The organism is Paraburkholderia sejongensis (assembly GCF_020880815.1).
Classification (GTDB): domain Bacteria; phylum Pseudomonadota; class Gammaproteobacteria; order Burkholderiales; family Burkholderiaceae; genus Paraburkholderia; species Paraburkholderia sejongensis.
In genome coordinates, this window is record NZ_JAJITD010000029.1 from 1 (window position 1) to 18,483 (window position 18,483).

The 18,483-nt window shown below is 64.0% G+C and carries 16 protein-coding genes; 14 read left to right on the plus strand and 2 right to left on the minus strand.

What is annotated here, in order from left to right:
* Positions 1-335 precede the first annotated feature (335 nt).
* A complete protein-coding gene (locus LJ656_RS33270) occupies positions 336-1,379 on the plus strand; it encodes a transporter (protein ID WP_230513692.1) in 1,044 nt (347 codons plus the stop codon).
* A gap of 83 nt (positions 1,380-1,462) precedes the next feature.
* Here the strand turns inward: LJ656_RS33270 and hmpA are convergent, their stop codons facing one another.
* Positions 1,463-2,644 (minus strand): NO-inducible flavohemoprotein, encoded by a 1,182-nt coding sequence (gene hmpA / locus LJ656_RS33275; protein ID WP_230513693.1) that lies wholly within the window; start codon positions 2,642-2,644, stop codon positions 1,463-1,465.
* 137 nt (positions 2,645-2,781) lie between these two features.
* Here hmpA and norR point away from each other — a divergent pair, with 137 nt between their 5' ends.
* The 9 genes from norR to LJ656_RS33320 all read left to right on the plus strand — a co-directional run bounded on the left by norR (position 2,782) and on the right by LJ656_RS33320 (position 13,252).
* Positions 2,782-4,374 (plus strand): nitric oxide reductase transcriptional regulator NorR, encoded by a 1,593-nt coding sequence (norR, locus tag LJ656_RS33280; RefSeq protein WP_230513694.1) that lies wholly within the window; start codon positions 2,782-2,784, stop codon positions 4,372-4,374.
* Between the two features lie 235 nt (positions 4,375-4,609).
* Positions 4,610-6,148 carry a class I adenylate-forming enzyme family protein gene (locus tag LJ656_RS33285; RefSeq protein WP_230513695.1) on the plus strand — a complete coding sequence of 513 codons (1,539 nt, stop codon included), beginning with the start codon at positions 4,610-4,612 and terminating at the stop codon, positions 6,146-6,148.
* Between the two features lie 134 nt (positions 6,149-6,282).
* Complete coding sequence (locus tag LJ656_RS33290) at positions 6,283-7,470, plus strand: ABC transporter substrate-binding protein (protein ID WP_230513696.1); 1,188 nt, start codon at positions 6,283-6,285, stop codon at positions 7,468-7,470.
* Positions 7,471-7,516: 46 nt separating this feature from the next.
* Positions 7,517-8,671, plus strand: coding sequence for an acyl-CoA dehydrogenase family protein (locus LJ656_RS33295; protein ID WP_230513697.1), 1,155 nt, complete (start codon positions 7,517-7,519; stop codon positions 8,669-8,671).
* 85 nt (positions 8,672-8,756) lie between these two features.
* Positions 8,757-9,941 (plus strand): ABC transporter substrate-binding protein, encoded by a 1,185-nt coding sequence (locus tag LJ656_RS33300; protein ID WP_230513698.1) that lies wholly within the window; start codon positions 8,757-8,759, stop codon positions 9,939-9,941.
* A gap of 70 nt (positions 9,942-10,011) precedes the next feature.
* On the plus strand, positions 10,012-10,884 hold the full coding sequence (locus tag LJ656_RS33305) for a branched-chain amino acid ABC transporter permease (RefSeq protein WP_230513699.1): 873 nt from the start codon (positions 10,012-10,014) through the stop codon (positions 10,882-10,884).
* Complete coding sequence (locus tag LJ656_RS33310) at positions 10,881-11,843, plus strand: branched-chain amino acid ABC transporter permease (protein WP_230513700.1); 963 nt, start codon at positions 10,881-10,883, stop codon at positions 11,841-11,843. Before LJ656_RS33305 ends, LJ656_RS33310 begins: the two co-directional genes overlap by 4 nt.
* Positions 11,830-12,558: an ABC transporter ATP-binding protein gene (locus LJ656_RS33315; protein WP_230513701.1), complete on the plus strand. Its 729-nt coding sequence runs from the start codon at positions 11,830-11,832 to the stop codon at positions 12,556-12,558. The genes LJ656_RS33310 and LJ656_RS33315 overlap by 14 nt, the downstream gene beginning before the upstream one ends.
* Positions 12,551-13,252 carry an ABC transporter ATP-binding protein gene (locus tag LJ656_RS33320; protein ID WP_230513702.1) on the plus strand — a complete coding sequence of 234 codons (702 nt, stop codon included), beginning with the start codon at positions 12,551-12,553 and terminating at the stop codon, positions 13,250-13,252. The genes LJ656_RS33315 and LJ656_RS33320 overlap by 8 nt, the downstream gene beginning before the upstream one ends.
* A gap of 44 nt (positions 13,253-13,296) precedes the next feature.
* Here the strand turns inward: LJ656_RS33320 and LJ656_RS33325 are convergent, their stop codons facing one another.
* Positions 13,297-14,199, minus strand: a complete 903-nt coding sequence (locus LJ656_RS33325; RefSeq protein WP_230513703.1) for a LysR substrate-binding domain-containing protein — start codon at positions 14,197-14,199, stop codon at positions 13,297-13,299.
* A gap of 261 nt (positions 14,200-14,460) precedes the next feature.
* On the opposite strand from LJ656_RS33325, the gene LJ656_RS33330 reads away from it, so the two are divergent.
* Genes LJ656_RS33330 through LJ656_RS33345 form a run of 4 tightly spaced genes read left to right on the plus strand, consistent with a single transcriptional unit; the run spans position 14,461 to position 18,480 of the window.
* Positions 14,461-15,366, plus strand: a complete 906-nt coding sequence (locus LJ656_RS33330) for an SDR family NAD(P)-dependent oxidoreductase (RefSeq protein ID WP_230513727.1) — start codon at positions 14,461-14,463, stop codon at positions 15,364-15,366.
* Positions 15,367-15,380: 14 nt separating this feature from the next.
* Entirely contained in the window at positions 15,381-16,553 is a 1,173-nt protein-coding gene (locus tag LJ656_RS33335) for a phenylacetate--CoA ligase family protein (RefSeq protein ID WP_230513704.1), read from the plus strand.
* Complete coding sequence (locus LJ656_RS33340; protein WP_230513705.1) at positions 16,550-17,692, plus strand: lipoate--protein ligase family protein; 1,143 nt, start codon at positions 16,550-16,552, stop codon at positions 17,690-17,692. The genes LJ656_RS33335 and LJ656_RS33340 overlap by 4 nt, the downstream gene beginning before the upstream one ends.
* Positions 17,689-18,480 (plus strand): enoyl-CoA hydratase/isomerase family protein, encoded by a 792-nt coding sequence (locus LJ656_RS33345; protein WP_230513706.1) that lies wholly within the window; start codon positions 17,689-17,691, stop codon positions 18,478-18,480. The genes LJ656_RS33340 and LJ656_RS33345 overlap by 4 nt, the downstream gene beginning before the upstream one ends.
* The last annotated feature ends 3 nt before the right edge of the window (positions 18,481-18,483 follow it).

An 18,483-nucleotide genomic window follows, 5' to 3' on the forward strand; every position in this document is an offset into this window, starting at 1 on the left:
AACGACTCTACGCCGATGATAGTGCGGATTGCCCGTGTGAAAGTAGGTAATCGTCAGGCTCCTTATGCTGTATGTCCAGAACCCCGGTGTCTCCGAAAGAGCGCCGGGGTTCTGGCGTTTACGCGCGAAAATCGGTGCAATACGCGCCGAAACGCACGATGAAACGAACGATCAAGCGCACGACAAAGCGCGGACTGACGCTGTCGCGTGACGTTATCGTGACAATCCGCCCACCTCGACCCGACACAACGCCGTAAAGCTCCAGCGTTAACCGCCTTTCTCCTGGCCACGCTATGCTCCGATATTCCTCCCGGAACGCCGGCGTCGAGTGACCTATGAGATCTGATCTGCTGTTGCAAACCTATGGCGCGGACTCGACCGGCATGGTCTGCGGATTCCGCTTCTCGCCGACCCAGGCGGGGCGGCCGATCGACGCCGGCGAAGTGGTCGAATGGTTTCGCGAGCGTAACGACGATGCGGCCATCGCGGCAAACGAAGCCGACGAGTTTCTGTGGCTGCATTTCAATCTCGCGCACAGCGCGAGCGAACGCTGGATGCGCTCGCAACTCGATCTGCCGGAAACCTTCTTCGATGCGTTGCAGGAAGGCTCTCATTCGACGCGGATCGAACACGCGGACGGCGCGTTGCGCGCGGTCGTCAACGACGTGATGTTCAACCTCGAATTCATTCCGTCCGAAATCGCGACGCTGTGGATCTACGCGCACAAACGCCTGATCATTACCGCGCGCCTGAAGCCGCTGCGCTCGGTGGACCGTCTGCGCGCGTCGGTGCGCGATGGCGAAATCTTCAGGTCACCGGTCGAATTGCTGGTCCATCTGATGCGCGACCAGGCCGATTTGCTCGTGCAGATCGTGCGTCGCACGAGTGCCGACGTCGACCGGATCGAGGACCGTTTCCTGTCACAACGGCCGACCCAGAACCGGCTCGATCTCGGCGCGATGCGCCGTACGCTGACGCGCTTGCAGCGGATGCTCGCACCCGAGCCCGGCGCAATTTTCCGCCTGCTCGCAAGGCCGCCGCGCTGGCTGCATACGGAAGACGTGCAGGATCTGCGCGAATCGACGGAAGAGTTTTCGGTGGTGCTCTCGGATGTGGCTGGGCTGATCGAACGGGTCAGGTTGCTGCAGGAAGAAATCACCGCGCGGCTCGAAGAGCAGAACAACCGCACGCTCTTCACGCTGACGCTCGTCACGGTGCTGGCAATGCCGATCAATATCATCGCGGGCTTCTTCGGGATGAACGTCGGCGGCATTCCTCTCGCCGAGAACAAGCACGGCTTCTGGGTAATGGTGTTGCTGGTCGCCGGCTTTACCGGCCTGACTGGTTGGTGGGCGTTTCGCCGTAGAAGGGAGCGCTGATGCACGCCGGGTGAGAACTCTCGCCCGGCATACACGCATGTCCACGGTCTCACCGCAGGCCGATACTCAGTACCTCGAACGTCTTATTCGAGCGCCGCGGCCGGCCCGAAGAACTCATAACGGCTCTGCGATTCAGGCACGCCCAGTGCCTTCAGCCCTTTCTTGATCGCGTTCATGAACGCGACCGGTCCAAGGAAATACACGTCGACGTCGCGCGTTTCCGGCAGACACCTGTTCAGACTCGCTTCGTTCAGATAGCCGATTTCATGCGCGTCGGCATCGCCCGCACGGCGTTCCTCGTAGCAATAGAAGCGCTTCAGTTGCGGATGACGCGCGGCCAATGCATCGATCGCGCCGCGGAACGCATGCACGCCGCCATGACGGGCCGCATGAATGAAGTGCACCGGACGATTCGTTTTCAGCGCGGCCTGCAGCATCGCCATCGTCGGTGTGATACCGACGCCGCCGCTAATCAGCACCAGCGGCTTGTCGCCGGGCTGCAGCGTGAATTCGCCGGCCGGCGGGAACAGTTCGACCGTATCGTTTTCGTTGACTCGCTCATGCAGGTATTTCGACACGGTGCCGTTCGCTTCGCGCTTCACGCTGATCCGGTATTCGCGGCCATCGCCCATTGCCGACAGCGAATAGTTGCGGCGCACTTCTTCTCCATCGATCACCAGACGCACGCCGATGTACTGCCCCGGTTCGAACGCGAGCAGTTCGCCGCCGTCGGCCGGACGCAGATAGAACGACGTGATCTCGTCGCTTTCACGCTCCTTGCGCGCGACGCGGAACAGTCGCGTGCCGCGCCAGCCGCCGGGCGCCGCTTCGTGATCGGCGTAAATTTTCTCTTCGAGGCCGATTAGCAGATCGGCGAGTTGGTGATACGCGGCGGCCCACGCTTCGATCACCGCATCGGTCGCGACTTCCGCGCCCAGTACTTCGCGAATCGCGCGCAGCAGGCACTTGCCGACGATCGGGTAGTGGTCGGGCTGAACATTGAGCGTCACGTGTTTGTTGATGATCTGCGCGACGAGCCCACCCAGTTGTTCGAGCTGATCGATATGACGCGCATACATCAGCACGCCGTTGGCGAGCGCGCGCGGCTGCGCGCCGCTCGCCTGATTGGCCTGATTGAACATCGGGCGTACTTCAGGATGCTCGCTGAGCATCAGGTTGTAGAAGTGCGTGGTGAGCGCCTCGCCGCCGCTTTCGAGGAGCGGCACGGTTGCTTTGATAATGGCGCGGTGTTCGGCGGATAGCATAATGATTTGATCCTGATGAGAGTCCGTAAAAGTCTGTCTATCAGCAAGTATTACAGCCGGTTTCGGCAGACGTTCTTTACTATCCACGATTCGTGCCAGGTATAAAATGGCGTGAAATCAACGATCTGGCGTTCTAAATGGTTAATTCGACACTGGTCGAAAAGACTCAACCCCTAATCGGATTGACTACCCAGGCGGTGCTCGACGTGTTGACGCCGCTGATTCTGGATCTGTCGCGCGAGTTGTCCGAGCGCGAGCGTTATCGCCGCCTGCTCAGCGCGCTGCGCGATATGTTTCCGGGCGACGCCGCCGCGCTGCTGCGTCTCGAGGGCGACACGCTGGTGCCGCTCGCAATCGACGGTCTGAGCAGCGATACGCTGGGGCGGCGCTTTCGCGTTGCCGAACATCCGCGCTTCCAGCAGATCCTCGCGCAACCGGGCCCGACCCGTTTCGCCGCGGATTCCGAGCTACCAGATCCGTACGACGGCGTCGTGCAAGACGTGGCCGGCCATCTCGAAGTGCATGACTGTCTCGGCTGCCCGCTATTCATTCGCGGCGAGCCGTGGGGACTCCTGACGCTCGACGCGCTGGACCCGGCGCGCTTCGACTCGATCGACTTCTCGTCGCTGCAGGCGTTTCTCGGTCTGGCGGCCGCGACCGTGAGCGTGGTCGAACGCATCGATGCGTTGGCGCGCAACGGCGAGGAGGCGCAGCGCCGCGCCGAAGCGTATCGCCAGGCAAGCAGCGAGAGCCGTCGCGAGATGATCGGCAGCAGCGACGCGCATCGTCGGCTGATGAAGGAAATCGAGGTAGTCGCCGCCAGCGATCTGACCGTGCTGGTGACCGGCGAGACCGGCGTCGGCAAGGAGCTGGTCGCGAACGCGATTCACGCGTTGTCGCCGCGCTCGAACAAGCCGCTCGTCAGCCTGAATTGCGCGGCCTTGCCCGACACGCTGGTCGAGAGCGAACTGTTCGGTCACGTGCGCGGCGCGTTCTCGGGCGCGTCGGCGGACCGGCGCGGCAAGTTCGAACTCGCGGACGGCGGCACGATTTTCCTCGACGAGGTCGGCGAACTGCCGCTCGCCGTGCAGGCCAAGCTTTTGCGGGTGCTGCAGAACGGTCAGTTGCAGCGGATTGGTTCGGACCACGAACATCGCGTGGATGTGCGGATGATCGCGGCGACGAATCGCGATCTGGCAGAGGAAGTACGCGCGGGGCGCTTTCGCGCCGACCTGTATCACCGCTTGAGCGTCTACCCGCTGCGCGTGCCGCCGTTGCGCGAGCGCGGCCGCGACGTGTTGCTGCTCGCGGGGTTTTTTCTCGAAGACAACCGCTCGCGGCTCGGCCTACTGAGTCTGCGTCTCGCAGCAGATGCGCAGGCCGCGTTGCTGCGTTACTCGTGGCCCGGCAACGTGCGTGAGCTCGAGCATCTGATCGGGCGCAGCGCGCTGAAGGCGTTGGCCGCCAATCGCGAGCGCCGGCGCATTCTCACGTTGACCGCCGCCGACTTTGCGTTGTCCGATATACAGGAACCCGAAGCAACGGCGCCGGCCGAAGCGCAGCCGCCGGGCGAAGCGAAGGATTTCCGCACGGCGGTCACCGAGTTCGAACGCAACCTGGTGCTCGATGCGCTGGAGCGCAACAAACAGAACTGGGCCGCTGTCGCGCGCGAACTCGGGCTCGACCGGGCTAATCTGAATCGGCTCGCCAAACGGCTCGGGCTCAAATAGTCGGCTGAACTGGCGGGACAGTTGGCGCGTTGACACGCGGTCCCGCCCAACGTGGCCGAATCGCCGAACTAAACCCCCTTAAAAGCCCGGGACTACCCGTCGGTAAAACTACCAGGTTAAGCCACGCCGAATCCCCACTTCGCTGAAAACAAATTGTTGGCGCCGCGCGGCTCGAACACACTGGCAGCCAGTCAGCGATGCATCGACGCATCGCGCAGCACAGGGGAAACGGACCATGACATTGGCTGTACCGGAGCCGCACAAGATCAGCGACATTCCGCGTTATTGGGCCGCCAGCACGCCGGCCGCAATCGCGATCCGCGAGGACGGCGCGCAATTGAGCTTTGGACAGCTGTGGCAGAACATCGAAGCCGCGATGCAGTTTCTGCGCGAGCAGGAGGTCGGCTGCGGCGATCGGGTGATGATCGTCGCCGAGAATTGCACCGCGGTGATCACGCTGCTGTTCGCGTTATCGGAGCTCGGCGCGTGGCCCGCGATCGTCAATGCACGGCTGTCCGAGCGCGAGATCGAGGCGATCCGCGCGCATTGCCAGCCGCGTCTGATGCTATTTACGCAAGCGGCCTCGCCCGATGCGGTTCGGCACGGCGTGCGCTATCGTGCGCGCGAAATCGCGCCGGCCGGTCTCGGTCCGTTGATGCTCGGCGCGCACGATTCGAATTCGCCGCGTGAGCCCGAAGCGCTCGCGCGCGAAGTCGCGGTGCTGATCTATACGTCGGGCACCACCGGTAAGCCCAAAGGCGTGATGGCGACGCATCGCGGCCTGCTGCATTTCGCGCGCGTGTCGGCGACCTCGCGCAACATGACGCCCGCCGATTGCGCGTACGCGGTAATGCCGGTATCGCACATCTTCGGCCTCGCGACGCTACTGCTCGCAACCTTCCAGGCGGGCGCAAGTCTGCTGCTCGCCGCGCGCTTCAGCGCGGAGGAAGTGCTCGGCGCGTTAGCCGCCGACGAAATCTCGATCCTGCAAGGCGTGCCGACGATGTTCACGCGCATCGTCGCGCAGGTACGCGAGCAGGGCGGCTTGCGCTTCACGTCGAAACTGCGCTACCTGTATACCGGCGGCGGTCCGCTGGACCCGACGCTGAAAAAGGATGTCGAGGCGCTGTTCGGCCAGCCGCTTCATCACGGCTATGGAATGACCGAATACGCGGGTTCACTGTTCATCACGCGAATGGAGCGTCCGCGCAGCGATTGCGCGTCGGGCGAAATCGTCGAGGGCGCGGAGCTGCGCATCGTCGATGCGAATGGCGACGACGTCGCCCGCGGCGCGCCCGGCGAGCTGTGGGTGCGCGGCCCCGGCGTGATGCGCGGTTACTACCGCGCGCCCGAACAGACCGCGGAGGCGCTGCGGCCGGGCGGCTGGCTCAATACCGGCGATATCGGCCGGCTGGGTGACGACGGCGCGCTGTTTATCGTTGGGCGTACGAAGGATCTGATCATCCGGTCCGGCTTCAATGTCTATCCGATCGAAGTCGAATCGGTGATCAATACCTATGAACCGGTCAAGCAGTCGGCGGTGGTCGGCCGCATGACCGCCGACGGTAACGAGGAAGTGATCGCATACGTCGAAGTGAAGGAAGACGCTGACTTCGACGCGCAAGAACTGCGCGACTATCTGGCCGACCGTCTTTCCGCGTACAAGCGCCCGACGCAGATCGTGCGCATCGATGCGATCCCGACCACCGCGAGCGGCAAGCTGCTGAAGCAGAAGCTGCGCGAGCTTGCGGCGGAGTCGCAGACGCACGAATAAGGCAACGAACCGAGCATCAACCAGCAGCGCTGAAAAAAATGAACCGGCAGCACTTCAAGTAGCACCCGGCGCGAGCCCATCGGCAGCCGCCGGCCTCACCTCGAAAACAGGCCGCTCAAGGCCACGGAGGAGACATGAAGCAATTCGCGTTGCGCGGCCGGCGGGCCGCGAGCATGGTCGCCGCTGCACTGTCGTTCGCGGCCGCATCGAGCGCCAATGCCACCGAATGGCGAGTCGGCGTCGAGTTGCCGCTGACCGGTTCGCTCGCGCAGGCGGGCACCGAAATGTACCGCGGCATCCAGGTCGCCGCCGATGTCTACAACCGCCGCAATCCGCAGAACAGGATCACGCTGGTCGCGATCGACGACGAATCGAATCCCGCCAAAGCCGTCGCCGCGGTCGAGAAGCTCGCGTCGCAGAACGTCGTCGCGATTGCCGGCGCGGCCAATTCGAATTGCGCGGGCCCTGCGTCCGAGGCGGCCAGCAAGGCCGGCATCGTCTACATGACCTCGGGCGGCACCAGCGACGACATGGTGCGCCGCGGCCTGAAGAACTTCTTTCGCGTCAGCAACACGCCCGGTTATACGAAAGGGATGGCAGGTCTGTTCGACCAGCTCGGCGTAAAGTCCGTGTCGATCGTTTATTCGACCAAAGACGCGACCAGCGATCTCGCGCAGCAACTGGACACCGCACTGAAAGCGAAAGGCGTAACCACGTCGTTGCACGCGTTCGATCCGTCGATGACCGACTTCAAACCGATCGTCAACAAGGTGAAGCTTCAGGACAAGTCGGAAGCGATGGCGATGATCGGCTACGAGAACGACTACGTCGGCATTCTGCGCGCGGCGAAAGTACTGAAGCCGAACCTGAAGGCGATTGCCGCGCCGTGGGCATTCGCGAGCCCGAAGATGGCCGCGTCGTTCCCCGACCTCGTGCCGAAAGTGTACGGCGCGACGGTGCTCGCGTCGCCGGCCGACTATCGCTCGGCCGATCAGCGCGAATTCTCCGATACCTACAAACGCCTCTTCAAGACCGACTCGAACTATCAGTCGCAGACTTCGTTCGCGTACGCGCAATTGCTGTTCGACGCGATTGCCCGCGCGCAGAAAAGCGGCGCACTCGACAAGGGCGGCCTCGCCGACACGCTGCGCCAGAGCGCCGGCGACGGCACCTTCCTCGGCAAGGTCAGTTTCGACCCACGCGGCGACAACCCCGGTTACGTCGCGCATATGGGCCAGTTCACGCCCGACGGCAAGCTCGCGGTGGTCTGGCCCGCCGACTATGCGACCGCCAAACCGGTCTATCCGGGCGTGCCGTGGTGAACACGCGCACCATTCATATCTTCATCACGAAAGAGGTCAAGCAACGATGATCCGCGATCAGGAAACCATGAACGTTCTGCTCGACAACGTCGCGCGCTTCGTGCGCGACCGTCTGGTGCCGAACGAAGAACGCGTCGCCGAAACGGACGAGATTCCCGCCGATATCGTCGACGACATGAAGGCGCTCGGTCTGTTCGGGCTGACGATCCCCGAGCAGTACGGCGGCCTCGACCTGACGATGGAAGAGGAAGTACTGGTGATGTTCGAAATGGGCAAGACATCGCCCGCGTTCCGTTCGATCTTCGGCACCACGGTTGGCATCGGTTCGCAAGGCATCGTGATCGACGGCACCGAAGAGCAGAAAGCGAAGTGGCTGCCGAAGCTGGCCAGCGGCGACACGCTCGCGAGTTTCGCGCTGACCGAACCCGAATGCGGCTCGGATGCGGCGGCGCTCAAAACCCGCGCGGTACGCGACGGCGATCATTACGTGGTGAACGGCACCAAGCGCTTCATCACCAACGCGCCGCAAGCGGGCATCTTCACGCTGATGGCGCGCACCAATCCCGATGAGCCGCGCGCGGCCGGCATCAGCGCGTTCATCGTCGACGCGAATACGCCGGGCATCAGCTTCGGCAAGCGCGATCGCAAGATGGGCCAGAAAGGCGCGCATACCTGCGACGTCATTTTCGAAAACTGCCGCGTGCCGGCGGAGAACGTGATCGGCGGCAAGGAAGGCGTCGGCTTTAAAACCGCGATGAAGGTGCTCGATAAAGGCCGCATTCATATCGCCGCGATCTGCGTCGGCGTCGCGCAGCGAATGCTCGACGACGCGCTGCGCTACGCGATGGAGCGCAAGCAGTTCGGCCAGCCGATCGGCGAATTCCAGCTGATTCAGGCGATGCTCGCCGATAGTCAGACCGAACTGTACGCGGCGCGCTGCATGGTGCTCGACGCGGCGCGCAAACGCGACAACGGCGAGAACGTCAGCACCGAGGCGTCGTGCGCGAAGCTGTTCGCATCGGAAATGTGCGGACGGGTCGCCGATCGCGCGGTGCAGATTCATGGCGGCGCCGGTTATATGTCCGAGTACGGGATCGAGCGCTTCTATCGCGACGTGCGGATTTTCCGCATTTACGAAGGCACCAGCCAGATCCAGCAGATCCTGATCGCCCGCAACATGATGCGAGCCGCGGCGCGCTAATGAAACGCAACGGGCCCGACGGAAGCAAACCAAGAATCGCCATTCCTCACGTCGGGCCCGTCCAATTAAAAAGCAGGAGACACCTATGACCCGCCTCTCTCACGCGCCGCTCGCGGCGTCGCTGAAATTTCTCGCCGCCGTGTCGGCGTTCGCGTTCGGCGCGTGCGCGCAAGCCGCCGATCTGCCGGTCGGCGTCGAATTGCCGTTGACCGGCGGCATGGCGCGCGCCGGCACTGCGCAGCTCGAAGGCATCCGGATCGCCGCCGACATGTTCAATCAGCGCGATCCGAAGCACACGGTCAAGCTCACCGTGATCGACGACGAAGCGCAGCCGGCGAAGGCCGTGTCGGCGGTGGAAAAACTCGCGTCACAAGGCGTGCTTGCGATTACCGGCGGCTACGGTTCGAACTCGGTGAGCCCGGCCTCCGAAGCGGCCGATAAAGCCGGCCTCGTGTACATCACGTCCGGCGCGGTGGATAGCGCAATGACTTCGCGCGGGCTGAAGAACTTCTTTCGCGTCGGACCTGCGTCCGGCTACGCGAAAACGATGATCGGCGTGCTGACCGATATGAACGTGAAGTCGGTGTCGATCGTGTCGTCGACCAAACAGGCGCCGACCGATCTGTCGAAAGACGTCAGTTCCGCGCTGACCGCGAAGGGCGTGAAAGTCACGGTGCACGAATTCGATCCGTCGATGACCGACTTCAAGCCGATCGTCAACAAGATCAAGCTGCAGGACAAGCCCGACGTCATGGTGATGATGGGCTACGAGAACGACTACATCGGCATTCTGCGCGCGGCCAAGGTGCTCAAGCCGCCGGTGAAGGCGGTGATCGGCAGCTGGGCGCTCGTCACGCCGAAGATGGCGGCCGAGTTTCCTGACCTCGTGAACAACGTAGTGGGTAACGCGATGCTGCCGCATCCGGTGCAGTTCGCGTCACCGGAAGGCAAGGCGTTCGTCGCCGCGTATCGGAAGGCCTATAACAAGGACCCGGATTATCTGGCCGAGTTTTCGTACGTGCAGTCGACGGTACTGTTCGACGCGCTAGCGAAAGCGTCGGATAAAGGCACGCTCAAGAGCGGCGGGGTGGCCAGCGAGTTGCGCGCGCAGCCGTTCGACACGCTGATCGGCACCGTGCATTTCGACAATCGCGGCGAAAACCCGGCTTTCCTGAACAGCATGGCGCAGATCCAGGACGGCAAGGTCGTCGTGATCTGGCCGAAGGAGAAGGCCACCGGCAAGCTCAACTATCCGGCGCAGCCGTGGTGATGCGGACCCTGCCGGTCACACTGCGCGCGCCCGCTCGCGAGCGTCGCGGCCTGTCCATCGAGGAGTCGTCATGACCGATCTGATCCTGCAGTCGCTTTACTCCGGCGTGCTGGTCGGCGGCGCTTATGCGCTCGTCGCCCTGGGGCTCGCGCTGGTGTTCGGCTCGATGCGCATCATCAATCTCGCGCACGGCGAACTCGTGCTGCTCGCCGCGTACATCGCGTATTCGTTCGAGACGCGGCTCGGCCTCAATCCGGTGCTCGCGATTCCGGCCGCGATGCCGGTGGTCTGCGTGGCCGCCGCCGCCGCGTGGTATCTGGTCAGCCGGATCGCGCGCGACCGCGAACTGAACTCGCTGATCCTCACCTACGGTCTCGGCATCATCCTGACCAACGGCGTGCTGCTGATCTGGGGCGCCGACGTGCGTTCGACCAATTCCGCATGGCTGCAGGACAGCGTGATGCTCGGCAACGTGCTGAGCATGCGCAGCGAACTGCTGTCGTTCGGCATCAGCGTCGTGCTGATGGGCGCGTTGTGGTGGTGGCTGTCGCGCTCGTGGTACGGGCGCGCGGTGCGGGCGATTTCGAGCAATCGCGACGCCGCGCGGCTGATGGGCATCAATCCGGGCCGGACCGAACTGGTGTCGTTCATCGTCGCCGGCGTGCTGGCGTCGTGCGCGGGCGTCGCGATGTATGCGAGCAGCGCGATCCAGCCGTCGATCGGCGAAGCGATGACGGTCAAGGCATTCATCATCACGGTGCTGGCGGGCGTCGGCTCGATTCCTGGCGTGCTGCTCGGCGCGATGCTGCTCGGCATCGCCGAGGCGCTGACCGTCACGCTGTATAGCTCGGCGTTGCAGGAACTGGCCGGGATGCTGCTGTTTCTGCTGGTGTTGTACGTACTGCCAAACGGCCTGTTCGGTGTGGCGAGGAGAAGAGGATGACGATCACGCGCAAACTGCTGCTGGCCGTATTGGTGCTCGCGCTGTATCTCGGCGTGCCGCTCGCGCTCGGCCATGACCTGTACCTGATGAGTCTCGCGGTCGCGTCGCTGACGATCGCCGGCATCGCGCTCGCGTGGGCGCTGCTCGGCAATCTCGGCGGGATGGTGAGCTTCGGCCACGCCGCGTTCTTCGGCGTGGGGTCCTATATCTCCGCGCTGCTGACGCTGAAGGCCGGCTGGCCGGTGTTTCCGGCGATGCTCGCCGGCGGGGCCGGCGCGGTGGTCGCGTCGCTCGCGATGCTGCCGGCGCTGCGTCTGAAGGGACCGTATTTCGCGCTGGCGATTCTCGCGTATGCGCAGATCTTTCGTATTCTCGCGACCCAGTTCGCCGGGCTTACCGGCGGCTCGGGCGGGCTGTCCAGCATTCCCGGTTTGCCGACCGTCGCCGGTTTCGAGTTCGGCTCGAAGACCGGCAATTACCTGGTGATCCTCACCTTGGTGCTGCTGTTCGCGCTGGTCTATCACTTCCTGCGGCGCAGCTACATCGGCCTCGCGTTGCGCGCGATGCACGAATCCGAAGACGCGACCCGCGTGGTCGGCGTGAACAGCGTGATGCTGAAACTGTCGATGCTGATGCTGTCCGCGCTGATGACGGGGCTCGTCGGCGCGTTCAACGCGCACTACATCAACTTTCTCGAACCCGACTACGCGTTCAATTCGTCGTGGGCGGTGGTGCCGATCATCGCGGCGATCTTCGGCGGTTACCGGACGATCGGCGGACCGCTGGCCGGCGCGGTGGTCGTGTACCTGATCGATCAACTGTTCCTGAAGAACGTGCTGCCGACCGGCCATCAGATCGTGCTCGGCATCCTGCTGGTCGCGATGATCATCGTCAGTCCGTCCGGACTCACGGCGATCGCATGGCGCAAAAACAAGCGAGGCGCGTATGCCGCAAGCTGACCTGCAACTGCGCAACGTGACGATCCGCTTCGGCGGCATCACCGCGGTCAATAACGTATCGATGGAAGTCGGCACGAACGATCTGGTTGGACTCGTCGGCCCGAACGGCGCGGGCAAGACCACGCTGTTCAACGCGATCTCCGGTCTCGTGCGGCCCACGCAAGGCTCGATCAGCTTCGACGGTCAGGACATGCTGAAGACCTCGCTGCACCGGCGCGCGCGACTCGGCATCGGCCGCACGTTCCAGGTGCCGCAGCCGATGCACGAGCTGACCGTACGCGAGAACCTGCTGGTCGCGCAGCGCTTCGGCGCCGGCCAGATCAATCATGCGCGCATCGATGGGATCCTCGAGTTTCTCGATCTGAGCGGCAAGGCCACGCGCAATGCGGCGACCGAACTCGCGCTGACCGAACTGAAGGCGCTCGAAGTCGCGAAGGCGCTCGCGACCGCGCCGAAACTGCTGCTGCTCGACGAAGTACTCGGCGGGCTCGAAACCGCCAGCAAGCGCCGCTTCATGAAGACCTTGCTGGAGGTGCACGAGCGTTATCAGGTCGGCATCCTGATCATCGAGCACGACATCGAGACCGTGATGAATCTATGCCGACGCGTCTGCGTGCTGAACTTCGGCGAGTTGATCGCCGATGGTCCCCCGGCCGAAGTGTTCCGCGATCCGGCCGTCGTGAAGAGCTATACCGGAGAGGTGATCGATGCTTGAGATGAACGCGGTGCGAGCCGGCTATGGCGCGATCAACGTGCTGTGGGACGTGTCGTTGAAGGTCGCGCGCGGCGAGGTGACGACGATCGTCGGGCCGAACGGCGCGGGCAAGACCACGCTGCTGCGCGCGATCATGGGGCTGCTGCCGTTGCAGCGCGGCCAGATCATCTATGACGGCGCGTCGCTCGCCGGTGTGCCGACATGGGACTTGCCGGAGCGCGGCATTGCGATGGTGCCGGAAGGGCGGATGATTTTCCGCGACATGTCGATCGAGGAGAACCTGATGCTCGGCGCGTTTCCGAAGGCGCGCCGCGGCGCCGCGAAAACGCAGCTCGAAGAAGTCTTCACGCTGTTTCCGCTGCTGAAGGAGCGGCGCGCATTGCCGGCCGGCACGTTGTCGGGCGGCCAGGCACAGATGCTCGCATTAGGGCGCGGGCTGATGTCGTCGCCGCAATTGCTGTTGATCGACGAGCCGTCGCTCGGGCTCGCGCCGGTGATCGTGCAGGAAGTGTTCGAGATTCTGGCGCGGCTGAAGGCCGAGGGACGCACCATCGTGCTCGTCGAGCAGAACACCAATATGGCGTTGCGGCTGGCCGATCAGGTGTATCTGATGCAGGGCGGCAAGGTCACGTTGTCGGCGCGCGCGGCCGAGGTGAATGTGGACGCGCTGCACGATATGTATTTCGCGCGCTGACGCGTGATGCAGGCGCCAATGCAAGCGCTGATGCAGGGGCGACGCTATTCGACCCGTCCCACCCCATCGGCCACCAGCAGATCGACCAGCTTGCGCGCGAACAGCGGCAACGCCTGCCGGTTCGCGACACAGATTTGCAGCTTGCGCACCGCCCATTCGTCGGTGAGCGGGACGATACGCAGTGCCATGGTTTGCGCATGACGGCGCGCGGTGCCTTCGGGCAGCACGCCGATGCCGATGTTCGCCTCGATCATCCGGCACGCGGCTTCGAAGTTGCTGACCTGAATGCGCCAGCGCATCGTGCGCTGCAATTCGGCCGATGCGCGCTTCAGAAAGCCGTAAATCGCGCTGGCCTCAGGCGGGCCGATGAAGTCATAGTCGAGCGTCGACGCGAACGCGATCTTCTTGTGCTGCGCGAGCGGGTGACTGAGCGCGGTCGCCAGCACCAGACGGTCGCGCCGGTACGGCATGACTTCGAGCCCGTCGGTGCGCACATTGCCCGCGACGATGCCGATATCGACGGTGCCTTCCTGCACCGCCTTCACGATGTCCGGGCTCAGACGCTCGTGCATATCGACGTTCACGTCGGGATGATTGATCAGATAGGTGCGTAGCACCGCCGGCAGAAACTCGCTCATCGCGGTGGTGTTCGCAAAAACCCGCACGTGGCCCTTCACGCCGTTCGCATATTCCTGCAGATCGCCGGTCAGCTGTTCGAGTTGCTGAAAGACCCGGCGTGCATGCAGCAACAGCGTTTCGCCCGGCGCGGTGAGCGTCACGCCTTGACTGGTGCGGCTCAGCAGCTTTACCCCGACCTGCTCTTCGAGATTCTTGATTCGCGTGCTCGCGGCCGGCAACGACAGATGCGCCCGCTCGGCGCCGCGAGTCAGGCTGCTTGCTTCAGCGATGTGAATGAAGAGCTTCAGATCGACAAGATCGAAATGCATGAGCGGGTCCGTTGAAGGGCAGGGTCATTATTGCGCCGCTGCACGCTTTGCGACATTAGGCGTATTACGGGTTAATGCGAGCCGAAATGGGGTTTCGGCATATCGAAATTGTCGCGTGCTGGCCGATGCGTCAAGCTGCGTCGGAAGCGGATCGTGCTTGACGTAGCCCATGCAACCGCCGCCGCCGCGCTCGCAGCATACGCGGCACCACACCAGACGGACACGAGATAGCGAGGAGCGACACGTATGACGACGCAACGCATGATGGATGGCAAGGTGGTGATCGTAACCGGCGCGGGCGGCGGGATTGGCCGCGATATCGCGCTGCTGATGGCGCGCCAGGGCGCGCACGTGGTGGTCAACGATATCGGCGCGTCGCTCGGCGGCGAGGGACATAGCGCGGGTCCCGCGCAAAGCGTGGTCGACGAAATTCTCGCGTTCGACGGCCGCGCGAGCGCGAATACCGACAGCGTCGCCGACGCGCAAGGCGGCGAACGGATCGTGCAGAACGCATTGGACGTATTCGGCCGCGTCGATTGCGTGGTGAACAACGCGGGCATATTGCGCGACCGCTTCTTCCACAAGATGAGCAACGACGATTGGGACGCGGTGCTCAAGGTGCATCTGTACGGCAGTTATCACGTGTCGCGCGCGGTCGCCGCGCATTTCAAGGAGCAGGGCAGTGGCGCGTTCGTGCATATGACGTCGACCTCGGGGCTGATCGGCAATCTCGCGCAGGCCAATTACAGCGCCGCGAAACTCGGCATTGCCGGACTGTCGAAATCGATCGCGCTCGATTTGCAGAAGTTCGGCGTGCGCTCGAACTGCATTGCGCCGTTCGCGTGGAGCCGCATGATCAACTCGATCAAGATCGATACGCCGGAGCAGGAAGCGCGGGTCGCGAAGATTCGCCAGATGACGCCCGCGAAGATCGCGCCGCTCGCGGTCTATCTCGCGAGCGATGCCGCGCGCGACGTGACCGGTCAGATTTTCGCGGTGCGCAACAACGAGATCTTCGTGATGAGCCAGCCGCGCCCGGTGCGCTCGGTGCATCGCGGCGAGGGCTGGACGCCGGAGAGCATCGCCGAGCACGCGATGCCGGCGCTGCGCGCGGGCTTCCATTCGCTCGACGTGTCGGCCGACGTGTTCAGCTGGGACCCGGTGTGACGGGAGCGACCAACATGCTCGATCGATTGAACGCGCAACTGGCGCGTTTGCAAACTCATCCGTTCTACGAAGGACGTTTGCCGTCGCGGGTGGACAGCGCGGAGGAGTTCGCCGAACGCGTGCCGCTGATGTCGCGCGCGGAACTGGTCGCGCAAATGACGCGCCCCGGTTACGGCGCGTTCGCGCCGCAGGTGCCACCGGTGCGTATCCATTTGACGCCGATGGGCGCGTCGCTGGTGCCGATCCTGCACAGCGCCGCCGATCTGCGCGCGATCGAGGCCGCGTGCGGCCAGCATCTCGACGCATGCGGAATCGGCCCCGGCGACGTCTGCATGGTCACGTTCGGCTATCACCTGTTCGTCGCCGGACTGTTCTACCAGAGCCAGATGGAAGCGCGCGGCGTCGCGTGCATTCCGCACGGCCCCGGCGAAACCGAACGCGCGGCCGGGATCGCGCGACGCTGCGGCGTCACGGTGCTGGCCGGCAACCCGTCACATGCGCTGAAACTGATCGAAGCCGGCTGCCCGGTGCCGCGCGTGTTCTTCGCGGGCGGCGAAGCGTTCACCGGCAACGAAGCGCTGTATCAGCGCGTGCGCAATGCGATGCCAGGCACTTTGCTGATCGACAGCTTTTCGTTATCCGAATGTTTGCCGGTCGCACGCACGTTTCCGGGCGGCACCGGCGTGCATGTGTTCGACGAGCTGCTGTACGCGGAAGTCGTCGATCCGGATAGCGGCCGGCCGGTCGCGCCGGGCGAGCGCGGCGAACTGGTGCTCACGCATCTGCAGAAAGAATTGCAGCCGCTGGTCCGGTATCGCACCGGCGATCTGACGGTGCTGCGCCACACCGAGCCGCTGTTCGGCCGCACCGTAGCGCTGCCGCGCGTGGTGTTCGGGCGTGCCGATTCGATGGTGAAGATCAAGGGCGTGAAGGTCTATCCGTCGGAGTTGCGCACGGTGCTGCTCGGCGTCGACGGATTGAGCGGCGCGTATCGGCTGGTGGTGTCGCGCAGCCTGAACGGCAGCGATCATCTGCGCTTGCAGATCGAAGGCGCGGCGACGCCGGCTGCGATCGATGCGCTCGCCGCGCGCTTCAAACGCCAGACCCTGATTAATGCCGATGTCATCGAGGCGGTCGCGAAGCTCGAAGGCAGCGAGCTGGTTATCGATCAAAGGAGCACAGCATGAGCAGTGGCATCAGCAATGACGCAAACCGCGCGCCTTGGCGTTTTATCGTCGGTCATCACAGCTATGCGGACTTTTCGATTTCGATTTCGCCGGCCGTCGAGCGGGCGGTCGCCGAGGGCAGCGCACCGCCGACCGTCTATCTGAACATCTTCAACGACGACAGCGTGACGATCGGCGTCAACGAAGACCCGCAGCAAGTGCTCGATCTCGCGTTCTGCCGTGAGAACGGCGTGCTCGCCCGGCGTCGCGTGAACGGCGGCGGAGCGATCTACGCGGGCAAGGGCTCGACGTTTCTCGCGATGTATCTACCGGTCAGTCTCGCGGGTGTGCCGACCAGCGCGGCGGTCGCGTTTCCGACGATCCTCGGCCATGTCGCCGACAGCCTGCGCGACGTGTTCGGTCTTCAGGCATCCTACCGACCGCTGAACGACGTCGAGATCGACGGGCGAAAGCTGATCGCGACGTCGCTGAAGATCGAGGAAGAAGTGCTGACATTCCGCATTCTGCTGAACGTGAAGGCGATCAACACCGACATCGCCGCGCGCGCAATGCCGTTGGCGCCGGAGAAAACCCGCGACAAGAAACACAAGGATCTCGGCTCGCGCTACACGTTCCTCGAAAAGGAACTCGGCCGGCCGGTCACGCACGACGAACTGCGGAGCTGGGTCGACGCGTGCATGCGCCGCACGTTTGGCGACGCGACGCTGCAGGAGGGCGCGCTGGTGCCGCGTGAACAGGCGCTTGCGCAGCAGTTCACCGGCGAGTTGACGAGCGATAGCTGGTTCCACGAAAAGAGCGAAGCGGTGCGTTATGAACCGTTGATGCGCGCGGGCGACCGCATCGGCCGCGGCCGCGAGAAAGCGCCGGCCGGTCTGATCTGGCTGAGCGTGCTGGTGCGCGACGGCGTCGTGCTGCGCGCGATCGTCAACGGCGACTGGCATCCGCGGCCGCTGCGTTCGGTCGACTGGTTAGAAGAAGGCTTCGCCGGTCTCGCCGCGACGCGCGAAGCGTGCGAGCCGCACATCCACGCGTTTCTCGCGCGCGCCGATGTCGAATTCGCGGGCGTCGAAGCCGCGCATCTTTTGAAAGCGCTCGATTTTGCGCTCGCCGATCTCGATCGCACGGAGGTCGCCGCATGAGCGACGACGCGTTGCTGTACGACTTCGATGCCGACACCGGCATTGCGACGCTGACGCTGAATCGGCCGCGCCAGAAGAACGCGCTCGATATGTCGATGCGGGTCGGCTTGCGCGAAGCGATCTACGCGATTCGTCACGACCGCGCGGTGCGCGCGCTGGTGTTGTGCGGCGCGGGCGAGGATTTCTGCGCGGGCGGCGACCTGCGCGCAATGAACGTCGCCAGCGCCGAGGACGGCCGCAATCGTCTCGACGATCTGCACGGCTGGGTCGGCATGCTGCTCGATCTGGACCGACCGGTGATCGGGGCGGTCGACGGCGTCGCGTACGGCGCGGGGTTCAGTCTCGCGTTGACCGCCGATTTCGTGCTGGCCACGCCGCGCGCGCGGTTCTGCATGCCGTTCATGAAAGTCGGGCTAGTGCCCGATTGCGGCGCGTTCTATACGTTGCCGCGAGTGGTCGGGATGGCGCGCGCGAAAGAACTCGTGTTCACCGCGCGCGAAGTCGGCGCGCAGGAAGCGCAACAGATCGGTGCGGTCTTCGAGATCGTCGAACCGGACGCATTGCGTGTGCGAGCGCAGCGGATCGCCGCGAGTCTTGCGAGCGCGTCGCCGGTTGCGTTCGGGCTCGCGAAGCGGGCGCTAAATCAGTCGCTCGGCGCGGACCTGCGCGGAATGCTCGAACTCGAATCGGCCGCCCAGGGGATCGCGTTTTCGACCGCGTTTCATCAAGAAGCGGTGCAGCGCTTCAAGGACAAAACGACGCCGCTGTTCCAGTGGCCTTCCGCGTGAGTT

Excerpts from the sequence above, each read along its gene's own strand:
- LJ656_RS33330 (WP_230513727.1), top strand. The coding sequence starts at position 14,461 with ATGATGGATGGCAAGGTGGTGATCGTAACCGGCGCGGGCGGCGGGATT.
- LJ656_RS33290 (WP_230513696.1), top strand. The coding sequence starts at position 6,283 with ATGAAGCAATTCGCGTTGCGCGGCCGGCGGGCCGCGAGCATGGTCGCC.
- LJ656_RS33285 (WP_230513695.1), top strand. The coding sequence starts at position 4,610 with ATGACATTGGCTGTACCGGAGCCGCACAAGATCAGCGACATTCCGCGT.
- LJ656_RS33340 (WP_230513705.1), top strand. The coding sequence starts at position 16,550 with ATGAGCAGTGGCATCAGCAATGACGCAAACCGCGCGCCTTGGCGTTTT.
- LJ656_RS33295 (WP_230513697.1), top strand. The coding sequence starts at position 7,517 with ATGATCCGCGATCAGGAAACCATGAACGTTCTGCTCGACAACGTCGCG.
- LJ656_RS33325 (WP_230513703.1), bottom strand. The coding sequence starts at position 14,199 with ATGCATTTCGATCTTGTCGATCTGAAGCTCTTCATTCACATCGCTGAA.
- norR (WP_230513694.1), top strand. The coding sequence starts at position 2,782 with ATGGTTAATTCGACACTGGTCGAAAAGACTCAACCCCTAATCGGATTG.
- hmpA (WP_230513693.1), bottom strand. The coding sequence starts at position 2,644 with ATGCTATCCGCCGAACACCGCGCCATTATCAAAGCAACCGTGCCGCTC.
- LJ656_RS33315 (WP_230513701.1), top strand. The coding sequence starts at position 11,830 with ATGCCGCAAGCTGACCTGCAACTGCGCAACGTGACGATCCGCTTCGGC.
- LJ656_RS33335 (WP_230513704.1), top strand. The coding sequence starts at position 15,381 with ATGCTCGATCGATTGAACGCGCAACTGGCGCGTTTGCAAACTCATCCG.
- LJ656_RS33310 (WP_230513700.1), top strand. The coding sequence starts at position 10,881 with ATGACGATCACGCGCAAACTGCTGCTGGCCGTATTGGTGCTCGCGCTG.
- LJ656_RS33300 (WP_230513698.1), top strand. The coding sequence starts at position 8,757 with ATGACCCGCCTCTCTCACGCGCCGCTCGCGGCGTCGCTGAAATTTCTC.
- LJ656_RS33305 (WP_230513699.1), top strand. The coding sequence starts at position 10,012 with ATGACCGATCTGATCCTGCAGTCGCTTTACTCCGGCGTGCTGGTCGGC.
- LJ656_RS33270 (WP_230513692.1), top strand. The coding sequence starts at position 336 with ATGAGATCTGATCTGCTGTTGCAAACCTATGGCGCGGACTCGACCGGC.
- LJ656_RS33320 (WP_230513702.1), top strand. The coding sequence starts at position 12,551 with ATGCTTGAGATGAACGCGGTGCGAGCCGGCTATGGCGCGATCAACGTG.
- LJ656_RS33345 (WP_230513706.1), top strand. The coding sequence starts at position 17,689 with ATGAGCGACGACGCGTTGCTGTACGACTTCGATGCCGACACCGGCATT.